This is a genomic window from Mycobacteriales bacterium (assembly GCA_040902655.1).
Taxonomy (GTDB): domain Bacteria; phylum Actinomycetota; class Actinomycetes; order Mycobacteriales; family SCTD01; genus SCTD01.
In genome coordinates this window covers 45748-65331 of the sequence record JBBDWV010000049.1, presented here as the reverse complement: position 1 = coordinate 65331, position 19584 = coordinate 45748, and the positions used below count along the sequence as shown (strand labels likewise).

The 19584-nt window shown below is 73.2% G+C and carries 17 protein-coding genes and 1 tRNA gene; 16 read left to right on the top strand and 2 right to left on the bottom strand.

Translation table 11 applies throughout. The features are described 5' to 3' along the window. Window positions 1-83: 83 nt before the first annotated feature. The 14 genes from mfd (at window position 84) to WD794_13530 (ending at window position 14244) form a co-directional block, all read left to right on the top strand. Complete coding sequence (gene mfd / locus WD794_13595; protein ID MEX2291344.1) at window positions 84-3575, top strand: transcription-repair coupling factor; 3492 nt, start codon at window positions 84-86, stop codon at window positions 3573-3575. A gap of 67 nt (window positions 3576-3642) precedes the next feature. After that, a complete protein-coding gene (locus WD794_13590; GenBank protein MEX2291343.1) occupies window positions 3643-4728 on the top strand; it encodes a peptidylprolyl isomerase in 1086 nt (361 codons plus the stop codon). Continuing rightward, window positions 4728-5762, top strand: a complete 1035-nt coding sequence (locus tag WD794_13585; GenBank protein MEX2291342.1) for a MazG family protein — start codon at window positions 4728-4730, stop codon at window positions 5760-5762. Before WD794_13590 ends, WD794_13585 begins: the two co-directional genes overlap by 1 nt. Before the next feature lie 138 nt (window positions 5763-5900). Continuing rightward, complete coding sequence (locus tag WD794_13580) at window positions 5901-7016, top strand: hypothetical protein (protein MEX2291341.1); 1116 nt, start codon at window positions 5901-5903, stop codon at window positions 7014-7016. 28 nt (window positions 7017-7044) lie between these two features. After that, complete coding sequence (locus WD794_13575) at window positions 7045-7620, top strand: hypothetical protein (protein ID MEX2291340.1); 576 nt, start codon at window positions 7045-7047, stop codon at window positions 7618-7620. A gap of 90 nt (window positions 7621-7710) precedes the next feature. Next, on the top strand, window positions 7711-9003 hold the full coding sequence (eno, locus tag WD794_13570) for a phosphopyruvate hydratase (GenBank protein ID MEX2291339.1): 1293 nt from the start codon (window positions 7711-7713) through the stop codon (window positions 9001-9003). Window positions 9004-9121: 118 nt separating this feature from the next. Further along, the gene (locus tag WD794_13565) at window positions 9122-9553 is read left to right on the top strand and encodes a septum formation initiator family protein (protein MEX2291338.1); all 432 of its coding nucleotides are present in this window, start codon (window positions 9122-9124) and stop codon (window positions 9551-9553) included. Between the two features lie 62 nt (window positions 9554-9615). Continuing rightward, a complete protein-coding gene (locus tag WD794_13560; protein MEX2291337.1) occupies window positions 9616-10077 on the top strand; it encodes a DUF501 domain-containing protein in 462 nt (153 codons plus the stop codon). Continuing rightward, window positions 10074-11012, top strand: a complete 939-nt coding sequence (locus tag WD794_13555; protein MEX2291336.1) for a Ppx/GppA phosphatase family protein — start codon at window positions 10074-10076, stop codon at window positions 11010-11012. The genes WD794_13560 and WD794_13555 overlap by 4 nt, the downstream gene beginning before the upstream one ends. Beyond that, on the top strand, window positions 10982-11794 hold the full coding sequence (locus WD794_13550; protein ID MEX2291335.1) for a uracil-DNA glycosylase: 813 nt from the start codon (window positions 10982-10984) through the stop codon (window positions 11792-11794). Before WD794_13555 ends, WD794_13550 begins: the two co-directional genes overlap by 31 nt. A 36-nt stretch (window positions 11795-11830) precedes the next feature. Further along, window positions 11831-11907: transfer RNA gene (locus WD794_13545), tRNA-Leu, on the top strand. 100 nt (window positions 11908-12007) lie between these two features. Beyond that, window positions 12008-12796 (top strand): Bax inhibitor-1/YccA family protein, encoded by a 789-nt coding sequence (locus WD794_13540; GenBank protein ID MEX2291334.1) that lies wholly within the window; start codon window positions 12008-12010, stop codon window positions 12794-12796. Window positions 12797-12873: 77 nt separating this feature from the next. Then, window positions 12874-13365: a hypothetical protein gene (locus tag WD794_13535; protein ID MEX2291333.1), complete on the top strand. Its 492-nt coding sequence runs from the start codon at window positions 12874-12876 to the stop codon at window positions 13363-13365. A gap of 48 nt (window positions 13366-13413) precedes the next feature. Then, on the top strand, window positions 13414-14244 hold the full coding sequence (locus WD794_13530; protein ID MEX2291332.1) for a trypsin-like peptidase domain-containing protein: 831 nt from the start codon (window positions 13414-13416) through the stop codon (window positions 14242-14244). Window positions 14245-14347: 103 nt separating this feature from the next. On the opposite strand, the gene WD794_13525 is transcribed toward WD794_13530, so the two are convergent. Next, on the bottom strand, window positions 14348-15574 hold the full coding sequence (locus tag WD794_13525) for an acetyl-CoA C-acetyltransferase (GenBank protein MEX2291331.1): 1227 nt from the start codon (window positions 15572-15574) through the stop codon (window positions 14348-14350). A gap of 59 nt (window positions 15575-15633) precedes the next feature. Then, entirely contained in the window at window positions 15634-16656 is a 1023-nt protein-coding gene (locus tag WD794_13520) for an SGNH/GDSL hydrolase family protein (protein MEX2291330.1), read from the bottom strand. Between the two features lie 229 nt (window positions 16657-16885). Between WD794_13520 and WD794_13515 the strand changes: the two genes are divergently transcribed. After that, window positions 16886-18262, top strand: coding sequence for a cystathionine beta-synthase (locus WD794_13515; GenBank protein MEX2291329.1), 1377 nt, complete (start codon window positions 16886-16888; stop codon window positions 18260-18262). A gap of 81 nt (window positions 18263-18343) precedes the next feature. Beyond that, the gene (locus tag WD794_13510; protein ID MEX2291328.1) at window positions 18344-19579 is read left to right on the top strand and encodes a cystathionine gamma-synthase; all 1236 of its coding nucleotides are present in this window, start codon (window positions 18344-18346) and stop codon (window positions 19577-19579) included. Window positions 19580-19584: the final 5 nt, after the last annotated feature.

Sequence of the window (19584 nt, the reverse complement as noted above, 5' to 3'; positions counted from 1 at the left end):
GTTCGTGTTGCCCCGGAAGGTCCTCCTTGTCGCTCGCCGGCCTGCTCGACGTCGTCTCCGGCGACCCCGCCCTCGCCCGTGCGCTGGCCTCCCCCACCGCCAGCTCGCTCGACCTGTCCGGTCCGGTCGGCCTGCGCCCGTTCCTGATCGCCGGACTGGTCCGGCAGGGCCGCACCGTGCTCGCCGTCACTGCCACGGGCCGCGAGGCCGAGGACCTCGTCGCCGCGCTGGGCTGTCTCGTCCAGACCGACCGGGTCGCGCTCTACCCCAGCTGGGAGACGCTCCCGCACGAGCGGCTCAGTCCACGTGCCGATACCGTCGGCCGGCGCCTCGCGGTGCTGCGCCGGCTCAAGCACCCTTCGCCCACGCGGGGACCAGGAGCCGACCCGGCGACCGGGCCGCTCGATGTCGTCGTCGCCCCCGTCCGCAGCCTCCTCCAGCCGCAGGTCGCCGGTCTGGGGGACCTCGAGCCGGTTCAGCTGGCCAAGGGCCAGGACACCGACGGTGGCCTCGACAGCGCGGTCCGACGCCTGGTCGATCTCTCGTACGCCCGCGTCGAGCTGGTCGAGAAGCGCGGCGAGTTCGCCGTACGCGGAGGCATTCTCGATGTCTTCCCGCCCACCGAGGAGCACCCGGTCCGGGTGGAGTGGTGGGGCGACACGGTCGAGGAGGTGCGCTCCTTCAAGGTGGCCGACCAGCGCAGTCTCGGGGAGGTCGGGCACGGCCTGTGGGCGCCGCCCTGCCGCGAGCTGCTGCTCACTCCGGAGGTGCGTGAGCGCGCCCGTGCGCTTGCGCGGCTCCATCCCGAGCTCGCCGACATCTGCGACAAGATCGCGGACGGCACCCCCGTCGAGGGGATGGAGGCACTCGCGCCGGTTCTCGTCGACGAGCTGCGGCTGCTCGTCGACGAGCTGCCGGAGAACACCTCGATCGTCGTGGCCGACCCAGAGAAGGTCCGCACCCGGGCACACGACCTGGTGCACACCAGCCAGGAGTTCCTCGAGGCGTCGTGGGCCACCGCGGCCGTCGGGGGCGTCGCGCCGATCGACCTCGGTGCAGCGGCCTACCGAACCCTGCTGGAGGTGCGCGAGCACGCCGGCGAGCTCGGTCTGCCGTGGTGGGCGCTGTCGCCCTTCACGGCCGACGAGGACCTCGACGACGAGACGGTGGTGCTGGCCGCCAAGCCGGCACCGAGCTACCACGGCGAGATCGAGCAGGCGATCGAGGACCTGCGGCAGTGGGCTCGGGACGGCTGGCGGGTCGTCGTCACGACCGAGGGCCACGGCCCCGCGCAGCGGCTGCACGAGCTGCTGAAGGACGCCGAGGTGCCCGCCCGGCTCAGCGACGACCCGGACCTGACGCCGGGCGCCGTACATCTATCGACCGCCTGCCTGGACAGCGGCTTCCGCAGCGACCTGCTCAGAACGGTCCTGGTCACCGAGACCGACCTGACCGGCACCCGCGGCGCCGGCAGCAAGGACGTCAGCAAGCGGATGCCGAGCCGGCGCAAGAACGCCGTGGACCCGGTGCAGCTCAAGGCCGGCGACACCGTGGTCCACGAGCAGCACGGCGTCGCGCGTTACGTCGAGATGGTCCAGCGCACGGTGCAGGGCGCGACGCGGGAGTACCTCATCCTGGAGTTCGCGCCGAGCAAGAGGGGCCAGCCCGGCGACCGCGTCTTCGTGCCGACCGACCAGCTCGAGCTCGTCACGAAGTACGTCGGCGGCGAGGCGCCCAGCCTCGACCGGCTCGGCGGCGGTGACTGGGCCAAGCGCAAGGGCCGGGCACGCAAGGCTGTCAAGGACATCGCCGCCGGCCTGATCCAGCTCTACTCCGCGCGGATGGCCGCACCCGGCCACGCCTTCGGGCCGGACACCCCGTGGCAGCGTGAGCTCGAGGACGCCTTCCCGTACGTCGAGACGCCCGACCAGCTCGAGGCCATCGAGGAGGTCAAGGCCGACATGGAGAAGGCCGTCCCGATGGACCGCGTCGTCATGGGCGACGTCGGTTACGGCAAGACCGAGATCGCTGTCCGTGCTGCGTTCAAGGCGGTGCAGGACGGCAAGCAGGTGGTCATCCTGGTGCCGACGACCCTGCTCGTCCAGCAGCACTACGGCACCTTCCGCGACCGCTTCCAGGCCTTTCCGGTGAAGGTCCGTGCCGTCAGCCGCTTCAACTCCGACAGGGAGCAGAAGGAGGTCATGCAGGGCGTTTCCCGTGGCGAGGTCGACGTCGTCATCGGCACGCACCGGCTGCTGAGCAAGGACACCCAGTTCAAGGACCTCGGCCTGGTCATCGTCGACGAGGAGCAGCGTTTCGGCGTCGAGCACAAGGAGTTCATCAAGCAGATGCGCACGGCCGTGGACGTCCTGACCATGTCGGCCACGCCGATCCCGCGCACCCTCGAGATGAGCCTGACCGGCATCCGGGAGATGTCGACGATCCTCACCCCGCCGGAGGAGCGGCACCCGGTGCTGACCTTCGTCGGGCCCTACGACGAGAAGCAGATCGGTGCGGCGATCCGCCGCGAGCTGCTGCGCGAGGGGCAGGTCTTCTTCCTGCACAACCGGGTCGAGTCGATCGACCGGGTCGCCAAGCGCATCCGCGAGCTGGTGCCCGAGGCGCGGGTCGCGACCGGTCACGGGCAGATGGGCGAGGAGGCCCTCGAGCACGTGATGGTCGGGTTCTGGGAGAAGGAGTACGACGTCCTCGTCTGCACGACCATCGTCGAGTCCGGGCTGGACATCCCCAATGCCAACACCCTGATCGTGGACCGGGCAGATGCTTTCGGGCTGTCGCAGCTGCACCAGATCCGCGGCCGCGTGGGCCGTGGCCGGGAGCGGGCGTACGCCTACTTCACCTACCAGCCGGACAAGCCGCTGACCGAGACCGCGCACGACCGGCTCGCGACCATCGCGCAGAACACCGAGGTCGGCGCCGGCATGGCCGTGGCGATGAAGGACCTCGAGATCCGCGGAGCCGGCAACCTGCTCGGTGGTGAGCAGTCCGGTCACATCGCCAGCGTCGGGTTCGACCTCTACATGCGACTGGTCGGCGAGGCCGTCTCCGACTTCAAGCGCGGCGGCGAGGCCGAGGAGCGCGAGGCCCCTGACACGAAGGTCGACCTGCCGATCGACGCGCACCTCCCGCACGACTACATCCCCGGCGAGCGGCTGCGGCTCGAGGCCTACCGGCGGCTGGCATCGGCGTACGACGAGGCCGCGATCGACGCGGTCCGAGAGGAGCTGGTCGACCGCTACGGGCCGCCCCCGGAACCGGTCCAGCGGCTGCTGTCGGTCGCGCGATTCCGGTCGTACGCCAGGCAGTTCGGGCTCACCGAGGTCAGCCTGCAGGGCAGCTCGGTGCGCTTCGCCCCGCTGGAGCTGCGGGAGAGCCAGACGATGCGCCTGCAGCGGCTCTACCCCCGCTCGGTGGTCAAACCGCAGACGTCGACGGTGCTGGTGCCGCGGCCCACGACCGCCCGGATCGGCGGTCAGCCGCTGCGTGACGAGGCACTGCTCGACTGGGCGCGGGCGCTGCTGGAGGCGCTGTTCGGCGACGGAGGCACCCGCTGAACGTCCAGCCGGTCTGGCAACCTGTAGCCCGTACGCCCACTCCCTGGATCGGAAGGACCGCGTCCTCGTGACCCGCACCCCTGGCCGGCTGGCCCCCGCGGCCGGCATTTTCCTGCTCGCAGCCCTCCTGCTGCTGACGGGCTGTGGCGACGGTGAGGTCCGTCCCGGCGCGGCCGCCATCGTCGGCGACCAGCGCATCACGACCGAGGGGCTGCAGTCGCTGGTCGAGCGGGGCCTGGCGGACCCGCAGGCGGCTCAGCAGCTCGGCGCCGACCGGGCTGCCTACCAGCGGCAGGCGCTGTCGCGGCTGATCAACACAGCGGTCCTGGAGAGGGCGGCGGAGGACGAGGGCGTGACGGTGACCTCCGGCGACGTCGCCCGGCAGATCGGCCGCTTCGAGGAGCAGGCCGGTGGCCGGCAGCCGCTCGAGGAGCAGGCCGCCCAGAGCGGTATCTCGCCGCAGGATCTCGAGGACTTCGTCCGCAGCATCGTGCTCGACCAGGCCCTCGGTGACGCCCTGACGGAGGACCTCGCCGTGCCGGCTGCCGACCTGCGCGCGCTCTACCAGGAGAATCTGGCCGAGTACGACCAGGTGCGGTCCCGGCACATCCTGGTCCCGGACGAGCCGTCGGCGGCCAGGATCCTGGCGGAGGTCGAGCAGGACCCCACGAGGTTCCCGGAACTGGCCGCGGAGTTCTCGACCGACGCCTCCAACAAGGAGGCCGGTGGTGAGCTCGGTGCGGCCGGCCGCGGGCAGTTCGTGCCGGAGTTCGAGAAGGCCATCTTCGATGCCGAGCCCGGGGACGTGCTGCTCGTCCAGACCCAGTTCGGCTTCCACGTCGTCGAGGTCCTCGAGCGCCAGACGACGTCGCTCGAGGAGGCGACCCCCGAGCTGCGCCGGGCCGCTCTGCAGCAGCCGCGCCAGGAGCGCATGCAGCAGCTGCTCCAGGAGACCAGCCAGCAGATGGGCGTCTCGGTGAACCCGCGCTTCGGCCGCTGGAACCCCGAGAGCGGGCAGGTCGAGCCGGCAGAGGACCCGAACGGCGTGCTCACCCCGGCGCCCGAGGGCGAGCCGCTCCAGCCCGGCGTCCCTGGCGCCCCACCCGCCGGGGCTCCGCCCGCAGAGGCTCCGGTCGAGCAGCCGGCGGGCTAGTGGCCGGTCGCCTCGTCCTCGTCGCCGTCTCGCCGAGGGTGCCGCCGGGGCTGCTGTCCTGGCCGGCGTGGGAGGCGCTGCGCGCGGGGCCGGTGCTGACCGGCGACGCCGGCTCGCCGCAGCTGCCGTTCCTGCGCGACGCCGGTGTCGAGGTCGAGGTCGTCGAGCGCACCTCGGGGCTGGCCGGCGAGCTGCACGACCGGGCGGTCGGGGGCGGCAGCCTGGTGTGGCTGGCCACGGGGCCGGCCGACGCCGAGCTGATCCGTGCGCTGGGCCTGCACGCCGCGGCCTCCGGCCAGGTGACCGTCGAACAGGTGCCCGGCTCCTACGACCCGCCCGGCGCCCGGCTGCTCGACGTCGTCGCGGTTCTGGACCGGCTCCGCTCGCCCGGCGGCTGCCCCTGGGACGCCGAGCAGACCCACGAGAGCCTCAAGCCCTACCTGCTCGAGGAGGCGTACGAGGCCTACCAGGCGCTCGAGGACGGCAACGCCGCGGACCTGCGCGAGGAGCTGGGCGACGTCCTGCTGCAGGTCGCCTTCCACGCCCGGCTGGCCCAGGAGGGCGAGCCGGCATGGTCGATCGACGACGTCGCCGGCGACCTGGTCGACAAGCTGGTCCGCCGCCACCCCCACGTCTTCGCCGGTGCGAGCGCCGACGACCTCGACGCCTCCTGGGAGGCGCTCAAGAAGGCCGAGAAGGGACGGGCCTCAGTCACCGAGGGCGTGCCGCTGTCGCAGCCGGCGCTGGCGCTGGCGGCGAAGCTGCAGAAGCGGGCCACCCGCCTCGGCGTGCCTGCCCGGTCCGTCGGCGGCTCCGGCAACCGGATCGGCCCCGGCAACCACGGCGGCCTCGGCGATCAGCTGTGGGCGCTGGTCGCCCGCTGCCGCGAGGCCGGGCTGGAGCCTGAGGCCGAGCTGCGCGCTGTGGCCCGCGGCTTCCGGGACCGGTTGGCCGCAGTCGAGGCGTCCGTACGGGCCGAGGGGCGTGAGCCGGCGGACCTGTCGGCGTCGGAGTGGGAGCGTCGACTGTCGTGAGCTGCCGCACCGGGCATCCGGTGCGGCAGCGCGACCGATTGGTAGCCGACGATGTACGTTGGTTACGTACAGTCGATGTATGTTTCTCCCGTACATGGAGGGGTCGTGGCCCGGTCAGGACGAGCACCCGCTCCGCAGGTGAGCCCTTTTCGGTTCGAAGGCCCCGTCGAGCCCGACGACCTCATCGGCCGGGAGCGGGAGACCGCGCAGGTGGTCGATGACGCGCGGGCCGGGCGGGCCATGAGCATCGCGGCGCCCCGCCGGTACGGCAAGACCAGCCTGCTCAAGGCCGTCGGTGCCCGTCTCGAAGCCGAGGGCTGTGTGGTCGCGAGCGTCGATCTGCTCGGGCTCGACGGCCCTGCCGACTTCGCGACGAGGTACGCCACCGCGTGGCGGCAGGCCACCGAGCCCGACCGCCGGCTCCGCGGAGCTGTGCAGCGCGTCCTGGCCGGCCTGTCGACCCTCGGCGTCACGGTGGCCGGCGTGGGTGTGCAGGTCAGCTTTGCGCGGGACCAGGATGCAGGTTCGGTCCTGCACGCGGTCCTCGACCTGCCCCGGCAGGTGGACCGGCCGGTGCTGGTGGTGCTGGACGAGTTCCAGGCGTTGCACCAGGCATGGCCGCACGGTGAAGGCGTGCTGCGCGGACACGTCCAGCAGCAGCTGGGCAGCGCCTCCTATGTGTTCGCCGGCAGCCAGCCGCACCTGCTCGAGGCAGCGTTCTCCGACAGCGGTAGGGCCTTCTACAACCAGGTCCTGCGGGTCCCGCTGGGGCGGCTGGCCGGGGCGGCCCTCGCCGACGCGTTCGCCGGGCACTTCGAGCGAACCGGCCGACAGGCAGGCACCGCCCTGTCGTCACTGCTCGCCCTGGCCGACGGGCACCCGCAGCGCGCCATGTTCCTCGCACACCTGCTGTGGGAGCAGACGCCGGCGGGTGCGGTCGCCGACGAGCAGACGTGGGAGGCGGCCGTTCGGGTCGCCCGCACCTGGGTCTTCGACGAGATGGCCGGGATCTGGACCTCGCTCAGCCGCAACCAGCAGGTGGCACTGCGTGCCGTCGCGCACCACGGCTCCGCCACCGTGGCCGCCGCCGGCGACACCGGCGTACCGCGCTCCGCCCGCCAGGCCGCCGAGACATCGCTGCTGCGCTCAGGGCTCATCGAGCTGGACGAAGCCCGGACCGGTCCGCGTGGCGGGGCGCGGCGCCGACTGGTCGACCCGATGCTCGGCGACTGGATCCGCCAGCGACGCCGCTGAAGCCGGCCCGCGATGCCACCATGGCGGCATGGAACAGCTCGGCACCGTCGTCCGGCTGCAGGTGCAGCGCTCGCGCCTGAAGCCGGGGGCCAGGGACGTGCGCGTCTACGACCCGACGCCGCTGCTCGAGGTCGACGCGCTCGACGTGGGTCCGCGTGGTGTCGTCGGCGTGACGGACGCCGGGCCGGTCCTCGATGTGCACCACGCCGACCACCCGGACAGCCGTCACCGTGGCGTCAACGGGCTGTCGCTCCTGCCGCGGGCGCACTACGCGACGCTGCGGGGCCACTTCGGGGACCATCTCGTCGACGGGGCCGCAGCGGAGAGCCTGCTGCTCGAGACCGACCGCGCGTGGACGCTCGACGACCTCGCCGGACCACTCCGGCTCGAGACCGCCGCCGGCGGGCTGCTGGAGCTGACGGCGCCGGCCGTCGCGGCACCGTGCCTGGAGTTCAGCCGGTTCTGCCTCGGTCGCGGTCGGGAGCCGGACGACCAGGCGCTGCGCTCCGCACTGGAGCAGCTCGGTGGCGGCGCCCGCGGCTTCTACGTCACGCCGTCCGGATCGGCCCGGATCGAGCGGGGGGCCCGGCTGCTGCGCGGCTGACGCCGGCCGGGTCCGGCCCGCCTGCGCGGTGCCTGCAGGTCTCGGGGATAGGCTCCCCGGCGACCCAGCCCCCACCGCAGCAGGAGAACCGTGCCCTCCATCGAGGCCGTCGGCGCCCGCGAGATCCTCGACTCGCGCGGCAATCCCACCATCGAGGTGGAGGTGGCCCTGGACGACGGCACCCTCGCGCGGGCGGCCGTCCCCAGCGGTGCCAGCACCGGCGCGTACGAAGCGGTCGAGCTGCGCGACGGCGCCGACCGGTACGGCGGGAAGGGAGTCAGCCAGGCGGTCACCGCCGTGCTCGACACGATCGGCCCGGAGCTGCTCGGTCTCGAGGCGACCGAGCAGCGCATCGTCGACCAGGCGCTGCTGGACCTCGACGGCACCCCCGACAAGAGCCGGCTCGGCGCCAACGCGATCCTGGGCGTGAGTCTGGCCGTCGCGCGCGCAGCCGCGGACTCGAGCGGCCTGCCGCTGTTCCGCTACGTCGGCGGGCCGAACGCCCACCTGCTACCGGTGCCCATGCTGAACATCCTCAACGGCGGCGCACACGCCGACACCAACGTCGACGTCCAGGAGTTCATGATCGCGCCGATCGGTGCGGCCACGTTCTCCGAGGCACTGCGCTGGGGCGCGGAGACCTACCACGCGCTCAAGGCCGTCCTGAAGGGCCGCGGCCTGGCGACCGGCGTCGGTGACGAGGGCGGCTACGCCCCCGACCTGCCGAGCAACCGGGACGCCCTCGACCTGATCCTCGAGGCGATCAGCGCCGCCGGCTTCACCCCCGGCCGGGACATCGCCCTCGCGCTCGATGTCGCGGCGACGGAGTTCCTCGGCGAGCAGGGCTACCGCTTCGAGGGCGGGGTCAAGACCGCCGACGAGATGACCGCCTACTACGACCAGCTGGTCGCGGCTTATCCGATGGTGAGCATCGAGGACCCGCTCGGCGAGAGTGACTGGGAGGGCTGGGAGCGGCTGACCGCCGTGCTCGGCGCCCGGGTGCAGCTGGTCGGCGACGACCTGTTCGTCACCAACCCGCAGCGGCTGGCCGACGGGATCGGCCGGCAGTGCGCCAACGCCTTGCTGGTCAAGGTGAACCAGATCGGCACCCTGACCGAGACGCTCGACGCCGTCGAGCTCGCGCACCGAAGCGGCTACCGCTCGATGATGAGCCACCGCTCCGGCGAGACCGAGGACACCACGATCGCCGACCTCGCGGTCGCCACCAACTGCGGCCAGATCAAGACCGGTGCGCCGGCGCGTTCGGAGCGGGTGGCGAAGTACAACCAGCTGCTGCGCATCGAGGAGGAGCTGGACGACGCCGCGCGCTATGCCGGCGCCGCGGCCTTCCCGCGCTTCACCCCCGCACCGGGCACGGTCTAGCCGGATGAGCCCGCCCCGCCGACCGACTGCAGGCCGCCGGCCGGCGCGGCCGGGAGGCCGCCCGGTCAGGCCCGGTGCGCGTGCTGCCCGACCGACGGACCCGCCGCAGGTGCCGCGGGTGCCGTCGGTCGCCGGCCGGCCGGAGCCGGGTCTGCCCCGCCGCAGCGCACTGACCCCGAGGGCGGCCATCCTCGCGCTGCTCGTCTGCGGGCTGCTGGTCAGCGCGGCGCTGCCGCTGCGCGAGTACCTCGCCCAGCGCGGGCAGATCGGCGAACTCGAGCAATCCCAGGCCGCGGCGCGCGAGCGGATCGCCGCGCTGGAGGCCGAGCGCAGGCGGCTCGAGGACCCGGCCTACATCGCGGCCGAGGCCCGGCGCCGGCTGAACTTCGTCCTGCCCGGCGAGACGGCGTACGTCGTGCTGGCGCCGGAGGAGCTCCCCCTCGAGCAGCCGGACGGGGCGGGGGCCAAGGGTGCGGGCGCGCCCTGGTACTCCCAGCTGTGGGGCAGCGTGCAGGCGGCCGACCGGCCGGCACCCAGCCCGGCGCCGTGACCGCGCCCGACCCGCGGGACGTCACAGCGGTCGGGCTCCAGCTCGGGCGTACCCCGCGGGCGATGACCTGCGTCGCGCACCGCTGTCCGTGCGGGTTGCCGGACGTCGTCGAGACCAGGCCGCGGCTGGAGGACGGGACGCCGTTCCCCACGCTCTACTACCTGACGTGTCCACGGCTGGCCTCGGCCATCGGGACGCTCGAGGCAGACGGGCTGATGAGGGAGCAGACCGCCCGGCTGCCCGGTGACCCCGAGCTGCGGGCGCGTTACGAAGCGGCCGCGGCGGACTACGTCGCGCGGCGCGACGCCCTGGAGGTGCTGGAGAACGTGCCCGCCCAGGGCGGCATGCCGGTGCGGGTGAAGTGCCTGCACGTCCTGGTCGCGCACAGCCTGGCCGTCGGCGAGGGCGTCAATCCCTTCGGCGACGAGGCGCTCGGGAAGCTGCCGCCATGGTGGGTGAGGGGCCCGTGCGTGGACCCCGACGACCCGGCTGCGGTCTCGCGCAGGAACACCCGGTCCTCGTGAGGGTCGCCGCCGTCGACTGCGGCACCAACTCCCTCCGGCTGCTGGTCGCCGATGTCGACGGACATGCCAAGGTCGACGTGCATCGCGAGATGCGGGTGGTGCGGCTCGGCCAGGACGTCGACCGCACCGGCGAGCTGGCTCCCGAGGCGCTCGAGCGGACCCGCCTCGCGCTGAGCGACTACGCCGGCGTCTGCCGCGAGCTGGGGGTGGAGCGGACCCGGATGGTCGCCACCAGCGCGACCCGCGACGCGCGCAACCGCGAGGACTTCCACGCCATGGTGCTGGCCGTCCTCGGCGCACCGCCCGAGGTCGTCAGCGGTGACGAGGAGGCGGCGTTGTCCTTCGACGGCGCCACCCGCGGACTCGATCCCGATGACGGCCCGTTCCTCGTCATGGACATCGGCGGCGGGTCCACCGAGCTGGTGCTGGGGACCGTCGCCGACGGGCGGGGGGCCGTCGCGGCGGCCCGTTCGGTCGACGTCGGCTGCGTCCGGCTGACCGAACGGCACCTGCTCGCCGACCCGCCGGGTACAGAGCAGGTGGCGGGCGCCATGGCCGACATCGACGCCGCGCTGGCCCTGGTGCGGGAGGTGGTCCCGGTCGAGCAGGCCCGCACCGCCGTGGGCCTGGCCGGGTCGGTCACCACGGTGGCCGCGCTCGCCCTCGACCTCCCGGCGTACGACGCGGACCGGATCCACCTCTCGCGGCTGTCCGCCGACCAGATCCGCACGGTGGCGGACCGGCTGCTCGCGATGACGAGGCAGGAGCGCGCGGCGCTGCCGGTCATGCACCCCGGCCGGGTGGACGTCATCGGTGCCGGCGCGCTGATCCTGGCCGTCCTCGTCGGCCGGCTCGGGCTGCCCGAGGTGCTGGTCAGCGAGGCCGACATCCTCGACGGCATCGCCTGGAGCATCCCTGGCGCCTCCGCCTCGTGATCCCGCCGGGCAGCGGCCACCCGCGCGACCGTGCCACGCCCGCGACGCCGGTGGCGCACGAACCGGGTGACGTGGCGCGTCTCGCAGCGACCGCCCGATCGCTGGAGGACCTGGACGCCCGCTCCTCGGTCTGCCGGGCCTGCCCGCGGCTGGTCGCCTGGCGCGAGGAGGTGGCGACCGCCAGGCGCGCGTCGTTCGCCGACCAGGACTACTGGGGCCGGCCGGTCACCGGTTGGGGGCCGCAGGACGCGAGGATCGCCGCCGTCGGGCTGGCGCCGGCCGCGCACGGCGGCAACCGCACCGGCCGGATCTTCACCGGCGACCGCAGCGGGGACTGGCTGTTCGCTTCGCTGCACCGGGTCGGCCTGGCCGCCTCCCCCACCTCCACGAGCGCGTACGACGGGCAGTCGCTGGTCGACATCCGGATCACGCTGCCCGTGCGCTGTGCTCCGCCGGCGAACAAGCCGACGCCGGCGGAGCGGGACACCTGTGCGTCGTGGCTGTCGGCGGAGTGGCGGTTCCTGCAGCCGACGGTGCGGGCGGTGGTGGTGCTCGGCGGCTACGGCTGGGCGGCGCTGTGGCCGACCCTGCGCGGCGCGGGGGAGGCGGTGCCCGCGCCGGTGCCGAAGTTCGCGCACGGCGCCGAGGTGACGCTGCCGAGCGGCCTGACCGTGCTCGGCTGCTTCCACGTCAGCCAGCAGAACACCTTCACCGGCCGGCTGACCGAGCCCATGCTGGATGCCGTCTTCACCCGGGCGAAGGGGCTCGCCGGCGTGGGCTGAGCCCCCCTGGCGTGCAGCACGTACCGTGAGGTGGCCGCCCCCGTAGCCCAATCTGGCAGTGCGGCGAGCCGCTTAAACCGGCTGAGTTGCGGGTTCGACTCCCGCCGGGGGCACCGCGAGCCGCTGCGTTCGGGCCGGGCACAGAACCCGGACCGCGTACGTTGTACCCAGCGCACGGCCCCGCCCGAGGGTCGCGCAGAGGAGAGCACGCAGATGCGCAGCATGGAGTCCAGTAACCCCGTCTTCGCGCGCAGCGAGCCGCTGCGCACCGCTTCCCAGGGTGTCGGCTTCCACACGCCGGCCCCGTCCCCCGACGACGTCGCGGCGATCTACGACACGCCGCAGCGCATGACGATGGACGACGTCATCGTCAAGACCGGCATCCTGCTCTCGATCGTGGTCGGCGTCGGTGCCGCGTCGTGGTACCTCCAGGTGCCGATCGGCCTCGCGCTGCTCGCCGGTCTCGTCGGCTTCGCCCTCGCGATGGTCAACATCTTCAAGAAGTCGGTCAGCCCCGGCCTGGTGATGGCCTACGCCGGCGCACAGGGCGTGTTCCTCGGCGTCATCAGCGCCAGCTACGAGGGCCAGTACCGCGGCATCGTCGTACAGGCGGTCATCGGCACAGCCGCCGTCTTCGGTGCGGTGCTGTTCGGCTACAAGAGCGGCAAGCTCCGGGCGACGCCGAAGTTCGCCAAGGTCGTCACCTTCGGCCTGGTCGGCATGGTGGCCGTCTTCTTCCTCAACATCCTGGCCAACGCCTTCGGCGCCGGCGACGCGCTGGGTCTGACCACCGGCGGGCCGATCGCGATCCTGTTCACCCTCGGCCTGATCACCTTCGGCGCCCTCACCTTCGTGCTCGACTTCGACCAGGCCGACCGGATGGTCGCCACGGGCGTGGCCGAGAAGGAGTCCTGGCGGGTGGGCTTCGGCCTGATCGTCGGACTGGTCTTCCTCTACCTCAACATCCTCCGCCTGCTGTCCTACCTCCAGGGCAACGACTAGCAGCCAAGGCGTACGCCGGGCCGTCACCCTCGTGGGTGGCGGCCCGGCGTCGTTGCGCCGACGGTAGCCTCCGCCGGGTGCCCCTCCCGCACGACCTCCCGCCCGACCCCCCGCACAACTTCCCGCCCGACCCTCCGGGGCCGCAGGACGCGCTCGCGCTGCTGCATCGCGAGAGCCGCTCGTTCGTGCAGCGGCTGCGGCTGTGGACGCCCGCACGGTGGGCGGCCGCGGCCGCTCCGTACGGCACCCGCGGTGATCTGGTCCACCACCTGGCGCAGGTCCTGGCCGGCCTGGTCGCCGACCTCGAGGGCGGGGCGCAGCGCCGGCTGCCGCGCCTGGACAGCGACCTCGGCCTGCCCGACCAGCTGGCCGTCACGGCGGACGACCTGGTCCGCGCGCAGCCCGCGGCCGAGGTCGCCCGCGACGCCACGGCCCACCTGCTGGCGCACCGGGCGGACCTGCTGGGTGAGGCCGTCCCACCCGGCCTGGCCGCCGGGCTGGGCCTGGACGATCCGGTGGCCCACGGACATCTCGCCTGCGCCGCAACGATTCGCCGCCGCGAACGTTGAGCCTGTTGATGAGGGCCCCCCTCGGGCGCTCCGCATCCTGGAGGACGCATGACGCCCAGCCCCCGCCTGTTCGCCGGCGTTGCCGCCGCCGCCCTCACCTTCGGCAGCCTCGTGGCGGCGGCGCCCGCCAGTGCCGCCCACACCGGCCCGACGATCCACCCCGGCGTGCAGACCTACACCGCCGGCGCGCAGTGCACCGCCAACTTCGTCTTCACCGACCGGACCGACACCTACATCGGCCAGGCCGCGCACTGCTCGGGCACCGGCGGCAGCACCGAGACCAACGGCTGCCGCGCGAAGTCCCTGCCGCTGGGCACGAAGGTGACGGTCGACGGCGCGACGCGACCGGCCACGATGGTCTACAACTCGTGGCTCACCATGCGGGCCCGCGGCGAGAAGGATGCCAACGCCTGTGCCTACAACGACTTCGCCCTGCTCCGGTTGGACCGGGCGGACGCCCGCCGCGTCAGCCCCTCGATCCCCGTGCTGGGTGGGCCGACGGGGATCAACACCGCCGGCACCCGCTTCGGTGCGAGCGTCTATTCCTACGGCAACTCCAGCCTCCGGTTCGGCATCTCCCGGCTGTCGCCCAAGGAGGGCCTCAGCCTGGGGACCTCCGGCGGCGGCTGGATGCATGCCGTCTACACCGCGACGCCGGGCATCCCCGGTGACTCCGGCAGCCCCTTCGTCGATGCGCAGGGCCGGGCGCTCGGTGTCCTGTCCACGCTGGCTATCGCCCCTGTCGCGGGGAGCAACAACGTGAGCGACCTCGGCAGGGCGCTGGCCTACGCCAACAACAAGGGCGGCGTGAAGGTCCAGCTGAAGCGCGGCGGTACCTTCCGCGGCGGTGGCTCGATTTTGCGCGGCCTGCTCGGGTAGCGGCCTGCTCGGGTAACTGCGCCTTCCACCCGACCGAAGGCCGGTCCCGGAGTCCGGGACCCGCCTTAGCGGCGTACCAGAAACCAGCCCGGCGTACGAGAAATCAGCTCAGGCGCTCGACGACCATCGCCATGCCCATGCCGCCGCCGACGCACATGGACTCGACGCCCCACGTCTTGTCCTGCGTCTGCAGGTTGTTCAGCAGGGTGTTGGTGATGCGGGCCCCGGTGGAGCCGAAGGGATGGCCCAGGGCGATGGCGCCACCGCTGATGTTGAGCTTGTCGAGCGGGATGCCCACCTTCTTGTAGGAGGGGATGACCTGCGCGGCGAAGGCCTCGTTGATCTCGAACAGGTCGATGTCGTCGACGCTCTTGCCGGCCAGCGCGAGGGCTTTGCGGATCGCCTCGACCGGGCCCAGACCCATGATCTCGGGCGACAGGCCGGTGACCGAGGTGCTGACGATGCGGGCGAGCGGGGTCAGGCCGAGCTCCTCGGCCTTGGTGTCGCTCATGATGATCACGGCGGACGCGCCGTCGTTGAGCGGGCAGGCGTTGCCGGCGGTGATCAGGCCGTTGGGGCGGAAGACCGGCTCGAGGCCGGCCAGCGCCTCGACGGTGGTGCCGGCGCGGGGGCCGTCGTCGGTGCTGACGACGGTGCCGTCGGGGGTGGTGACCGGCGTGATCTCGCGCTCGAAGAAGCCGTTCGCGATGGCCTTCTCCGCGAGCTGCTGCGAGCGGGCCGCGAACTCGTCCATCTCCTCGCGCGTGACGCCCTCGAGGCGGGCGACGTTCTCGGCCGTCTCACCCATCGCGATGTAGACATCCGGGAGCTGGCCGTTCTCGCGCGGGTCGCTCCAGTCCTCGGCGCCGCTGGCCTGGCGGTCGGCCGTCCGGGCCTGGGCCTCGGCGAAGACCGGGTTGGTGAGCTCCTGGCCCGCAATCATGTCGCTGTTGCCCTTGAGGAAGCGGCTGACCGTCTCGACACCGGCGGAGATGAAGACGTCGCCCTCGCCCGCCTTGATGGCGTGCAGCGCCATCCGGGTGGTCTGCAGCGAGGACGAGCAGTAGCGGGTGATGGTGGTGCCGGGCAGGTGGTCGAAGCCGAGCAGCGTCGCCACGACCCGGCCCATGTTCATGCCCTGCTCCCCACCGGGCAGGCCACAGCCGAGCATCAGGTCGTCGATCTCGCGCGGGTCGAGCGCGGGCACCTTGGCCAGGGCCGCCTGGATGATGCTGGCCGCCAGGTCGTCCGGGCGGACGTCCTTGAGCGAGCCCTTGAAGGCGCGGCCGATGGGTGAGCGGGCGGTCGCGACGATGACGGCTTCGGGCACGGTTGCTCCTAGGTCTGCGAGAGGACGCCACCAGCCTACGGCCCAAACCGAACGCCGTTCTAGCCGGTCTGCTCCGCTGCCAGGTCGGCTGGGTCGGTGGGGCCCAGCGGCGCGCCGCGGCCGACCAGCGGCAGCCGCCGACGCAGCCGGGCGAGCCGACCCGCACCCTCCTGCTCGGGCAGCGGATCGACCTCCACGCCGGGCTCGCGGGCGGCGACGCGCGCGGCCAGCTGCACGTCCTGCACGCTGTCGCTGAGCGGGACGCTGACCGGGATCTGCACGCCGAGGCTCTCGAGGACGCTCGGCAGGATCGCGTCCACGATCCGGCGGTAGCCGTCGGCCGAGGGGTGAAAGCGGTCGGCGCTCCACAGGTGGGGGTGGGCGTGGAACTCCCGCACGAGCAGGTCTCCCAGGGAGACCGCGACGCCACCGGCGTTCACCGTGGCAACGGTCTGCGCGGCGGCCAGCCGCCGGCTCCAGTGCGCGGCCACGGTCCGCAGCGGCTGCATGACCGGCTTGACGGAGCCGAGGTCCGGACAGGTGCCGACCACGACCTGCGCACCCGCCTGCCGCAGCGTCCTGACCGCCTGCGACAGGTGCCGGATCGAGGTGGCGATGGGTACCCGGTGCGTGACGTCGTTCGCGCCGATGATGACGACCGCCACATCCACCGGCCGGCGCAGGGCCCGGGCCACCTGGGCGTCGAGGGCGGCCGAGCGGGCGCCGGTGACGGCGACGACGTCGAGGTCCACCCGGCAGCGCAGGTCACGCGCGATGCCGCCGGCGAGCAGTGCGCCGGGAGTCTGGTCGGCGGTCTGGCAGCCGAGTCCGGCGGCGGCGGAGTCGCCGATCACGACCAGGTGCACGGGCCTGTCCCCCCGCCGGCCCCTGCCGTAGGACCCGGCCGCCTTCGGCGCCTTCGTCGTCGGCACGCCGATCGTCCGGCGGGCCAGCTTGGCCTCGGTGGCCAGCAGCGCGAAGGTCAGGCCGGCGACACCTCCGGCTGCGCCCCCGCCGTACGCCGCCTTGACCGCGAGATAGCGGGCCCGCCGACCGGGGCGGGGGACGGTCGGCGCCCTCATGACGGCCGCCGAGGGGGGGACGTCTGGGCCCGGACGAGCGCCGCAGTCATGGCCCGCCCTCCCTCCCGTCGACCGGCCGCCGCCGGCCGGTAGGGGTCGTTTGCGACCCTAGTGGTCCGCCCGGCGCCCGCGCGCGCCGTACGCTGGCGCCGGGCAGCTCGTGGGCTCGGGGTCCCGCGGCGCCCGCGGCGGGACGGGTGCCCGCCCTGACAGCCGGGAGAACCTCGTCGTGCAGGTGACCGACCACGTGATCGACCTCGTCGGGAGCACGCCGCTCGTCCGGCTGACCAGAGTGACCGCGGGGTTGTCAACCCAGGTCCTGGCCAAGGTGGAGTACTTCAACCCCGGCGGCTCGGTGAAGGACCGGATCGCGCTGGCCATGGTCGAGGACGCCGAGCGGACCGGCGCGCTGCAGCCCGGCGGCGTGATCGTCGAGCCGACCAGCGGCAACACCGGCGTCGGGCTGGCGCTGGTGGCGCAGAAGAAGGGCTACTCCTGCGTCTTCGTCTGCCCCGACAAGGTCGCCCGGGACAAGATCGACGTGCTGCGGGCCTACGGCGCGCGGGTCGAGGTCTGTCCGACGGCCGTCGACCCGGACGACCCGCGCTCCTACTACTCTGTCAGCGACCGGTTGGCCCGCGAGATCCCCGGCGCGTGGAAACCCGACCAGTACTCCAACCCGGCCAACCCCCGGTCGCACTACGAGGGGACGGGGCCGGAGGTCTGGGCCCAGACCGACGGGCGGGTCACCCACTTCGTCGCCGGCGCCGGCACCGGCGGCACGCTCGGCGGCGTCGGGCGCTACCTCAAGGAGGTCAGCGACGGCCGGGTCAAAATCTACGGCGCCGACCCGATCGGCTCGGTCTACTCGGGCGGCGACGGCCGGCCCTACCTGGTCGAGGGCGTGGGGGAGGATTTCTGGCCCACGACGTACGACGCCTCGGTCCCTGACGGCATCCTCGCCGTCAGCGACCGTGACTCCTTCGCGATGACCCGCCGACTGGCCCGCGAGGAGGGGCTGCTCGTCGGCGGCTCCTGCGGCATGGCCGTGGTGGCGGCGCTGCGGGTCGCCGTTGATGCGGGCCCGGACGACGTCGTGGTGGTGCTGTTGCCGGACGGCGGGCGGGGTTACCTGTCGAAGATCTTCAACGACGACTGGATGGCCGACTACGGCTTCCTGCACGCCGACAGCGACACCACCACGGTGGCCGACGTGCTGGCCGGCAAGGGTTCGGACGGGCCGCTGCCGTCGTTCGTGCACACCCACCCGACGGAGACGGTGCGTGAGGCGATCGACATCCTGCGGGAGTACGGCGTCTCACAGATGCCGGTCGTGCGGGCCGAGCCGCCGGTCATGATCGCCGAGATCGTCGGCGCCGTGCACGACCGCGATCTGCTCGACGCGCTGTTCGCCGGCAAGGCCCAGCTGGCCGACCGGCTGGCCGAGCACATGGCGGCGCCGCTGCCGATGGTCGGCGCCGGTGAGCCGGTGCAGGCCGCGATGGTGGCGCTCGAGAAGGCCGACGCGGCGGTGGTGGTGGCGGACGGCCGGCCGGTCGGGGTCCTCACCCGGCAGGACGTGCTGGCCTTCCTGTCCCACGCCTGATCCTTGCGTCCTGCTCTGAGGCGCAGCTGCCCGCCCGCTCGGCATGACGCAACGGGGGAGCGGCGTCGTACCGTGCCCCCCATGGACGAGGCAGAGCAGACCGCCGCCCAGGCTGCCGCCGGGAGCGCCGCCTTCGGCTCCCAGGTGCACGGCGCCGCCGACCGGTGGGCCGGCGGCGGCTTCGGCTTCCAGACGCTGGCCATCCACGCCGGCCAGGACCCCGACCCCACCACCGGTGCGGTCGTGGTGCCCATCTACCAGACCTCCACGTACGTCCAGTCCGAGGTCGGCGAGCACAAGGGGTACGAGTACTCCCGCAGCGGCAACCCGACCCGCACCGCGCTGGAGACCTGCCTGGCCGCGCTCGAGGGCGGGCGTACCGGCCTGGCCTTCGCCAGCGGGCTGGCCGCGGAGGACTGCCTGTTGCGGACGGCGACCGTGCCCGGGGGCCACGTCGTGATCCCGGACGACGCCTACGGCGGGACCTACCGGTTGTTCGCCGGCGTGCTCGAGCGGTGGGGTGTGGCGCACACGCCGGTCCGGCTCGGCGACCTGGACGCGGTCCGCGCGGCGGTGCGGCCGGAGACCAGCCTGATCTGGTGCGAGACGCCGACCAATCCGTTGCTGAACATCGCCGACATCGCCGCGCTGGCCGGTGTCGCGCACGATGCCGGGGCGCGGCTGGTCGTCGACAACACCTTCGCCAGCCCCTACCTCCAGCAGCCGCTGGCGCTGGGGGCCGACGCCGTCGTGCACTCGACGACGAAGTACCTCGGCGGCCACTCCGACGTCGTCGGCGGTGCGCTGGTCACCGGCGACGCGGCCTTCGGGGAGGAGCTGGCGTTCCACCAGAACGCCCTCGGCGGCGTCCCTGGTGCCTTCGACTCCTGGCTGGTCCTGCGCGGCGCGAAGACCCTCGGCGTACGGATGGACCGGCACTGCGCGAACGCCGCCCGTGTCGTGGACCTGCTGGCCGGCCACCCGGCGGTGGCGCAGGTCCTCTATCCGGGTCTGCCCGACCACCCGGGCCACGCGGTCGCAGCGGAGCAGATGAGCGGCTTCGGCGGCATGGTGAGCTTCCGGCTGACGGCGGGCGAACCGGCCGCCCTCGCCGTCTGCAAGGCCACGCAGGTCTTCACCCTCGGCGAGTCGCTCGGCGGCGTCGAGTCCCTCATCGAGCACCCCGGCCGGATGACCCACGCCAGCGTCGCCGGCTCCCGGCTCGAGGTGCCCGCCGACCTCGTGCGCCTGTCGGTCGGCATCGAGACCGCCGAGGACCTGCTGGCCGACCTCGAGCAGGCGCTGGCCGCTGTCTGAGCCCG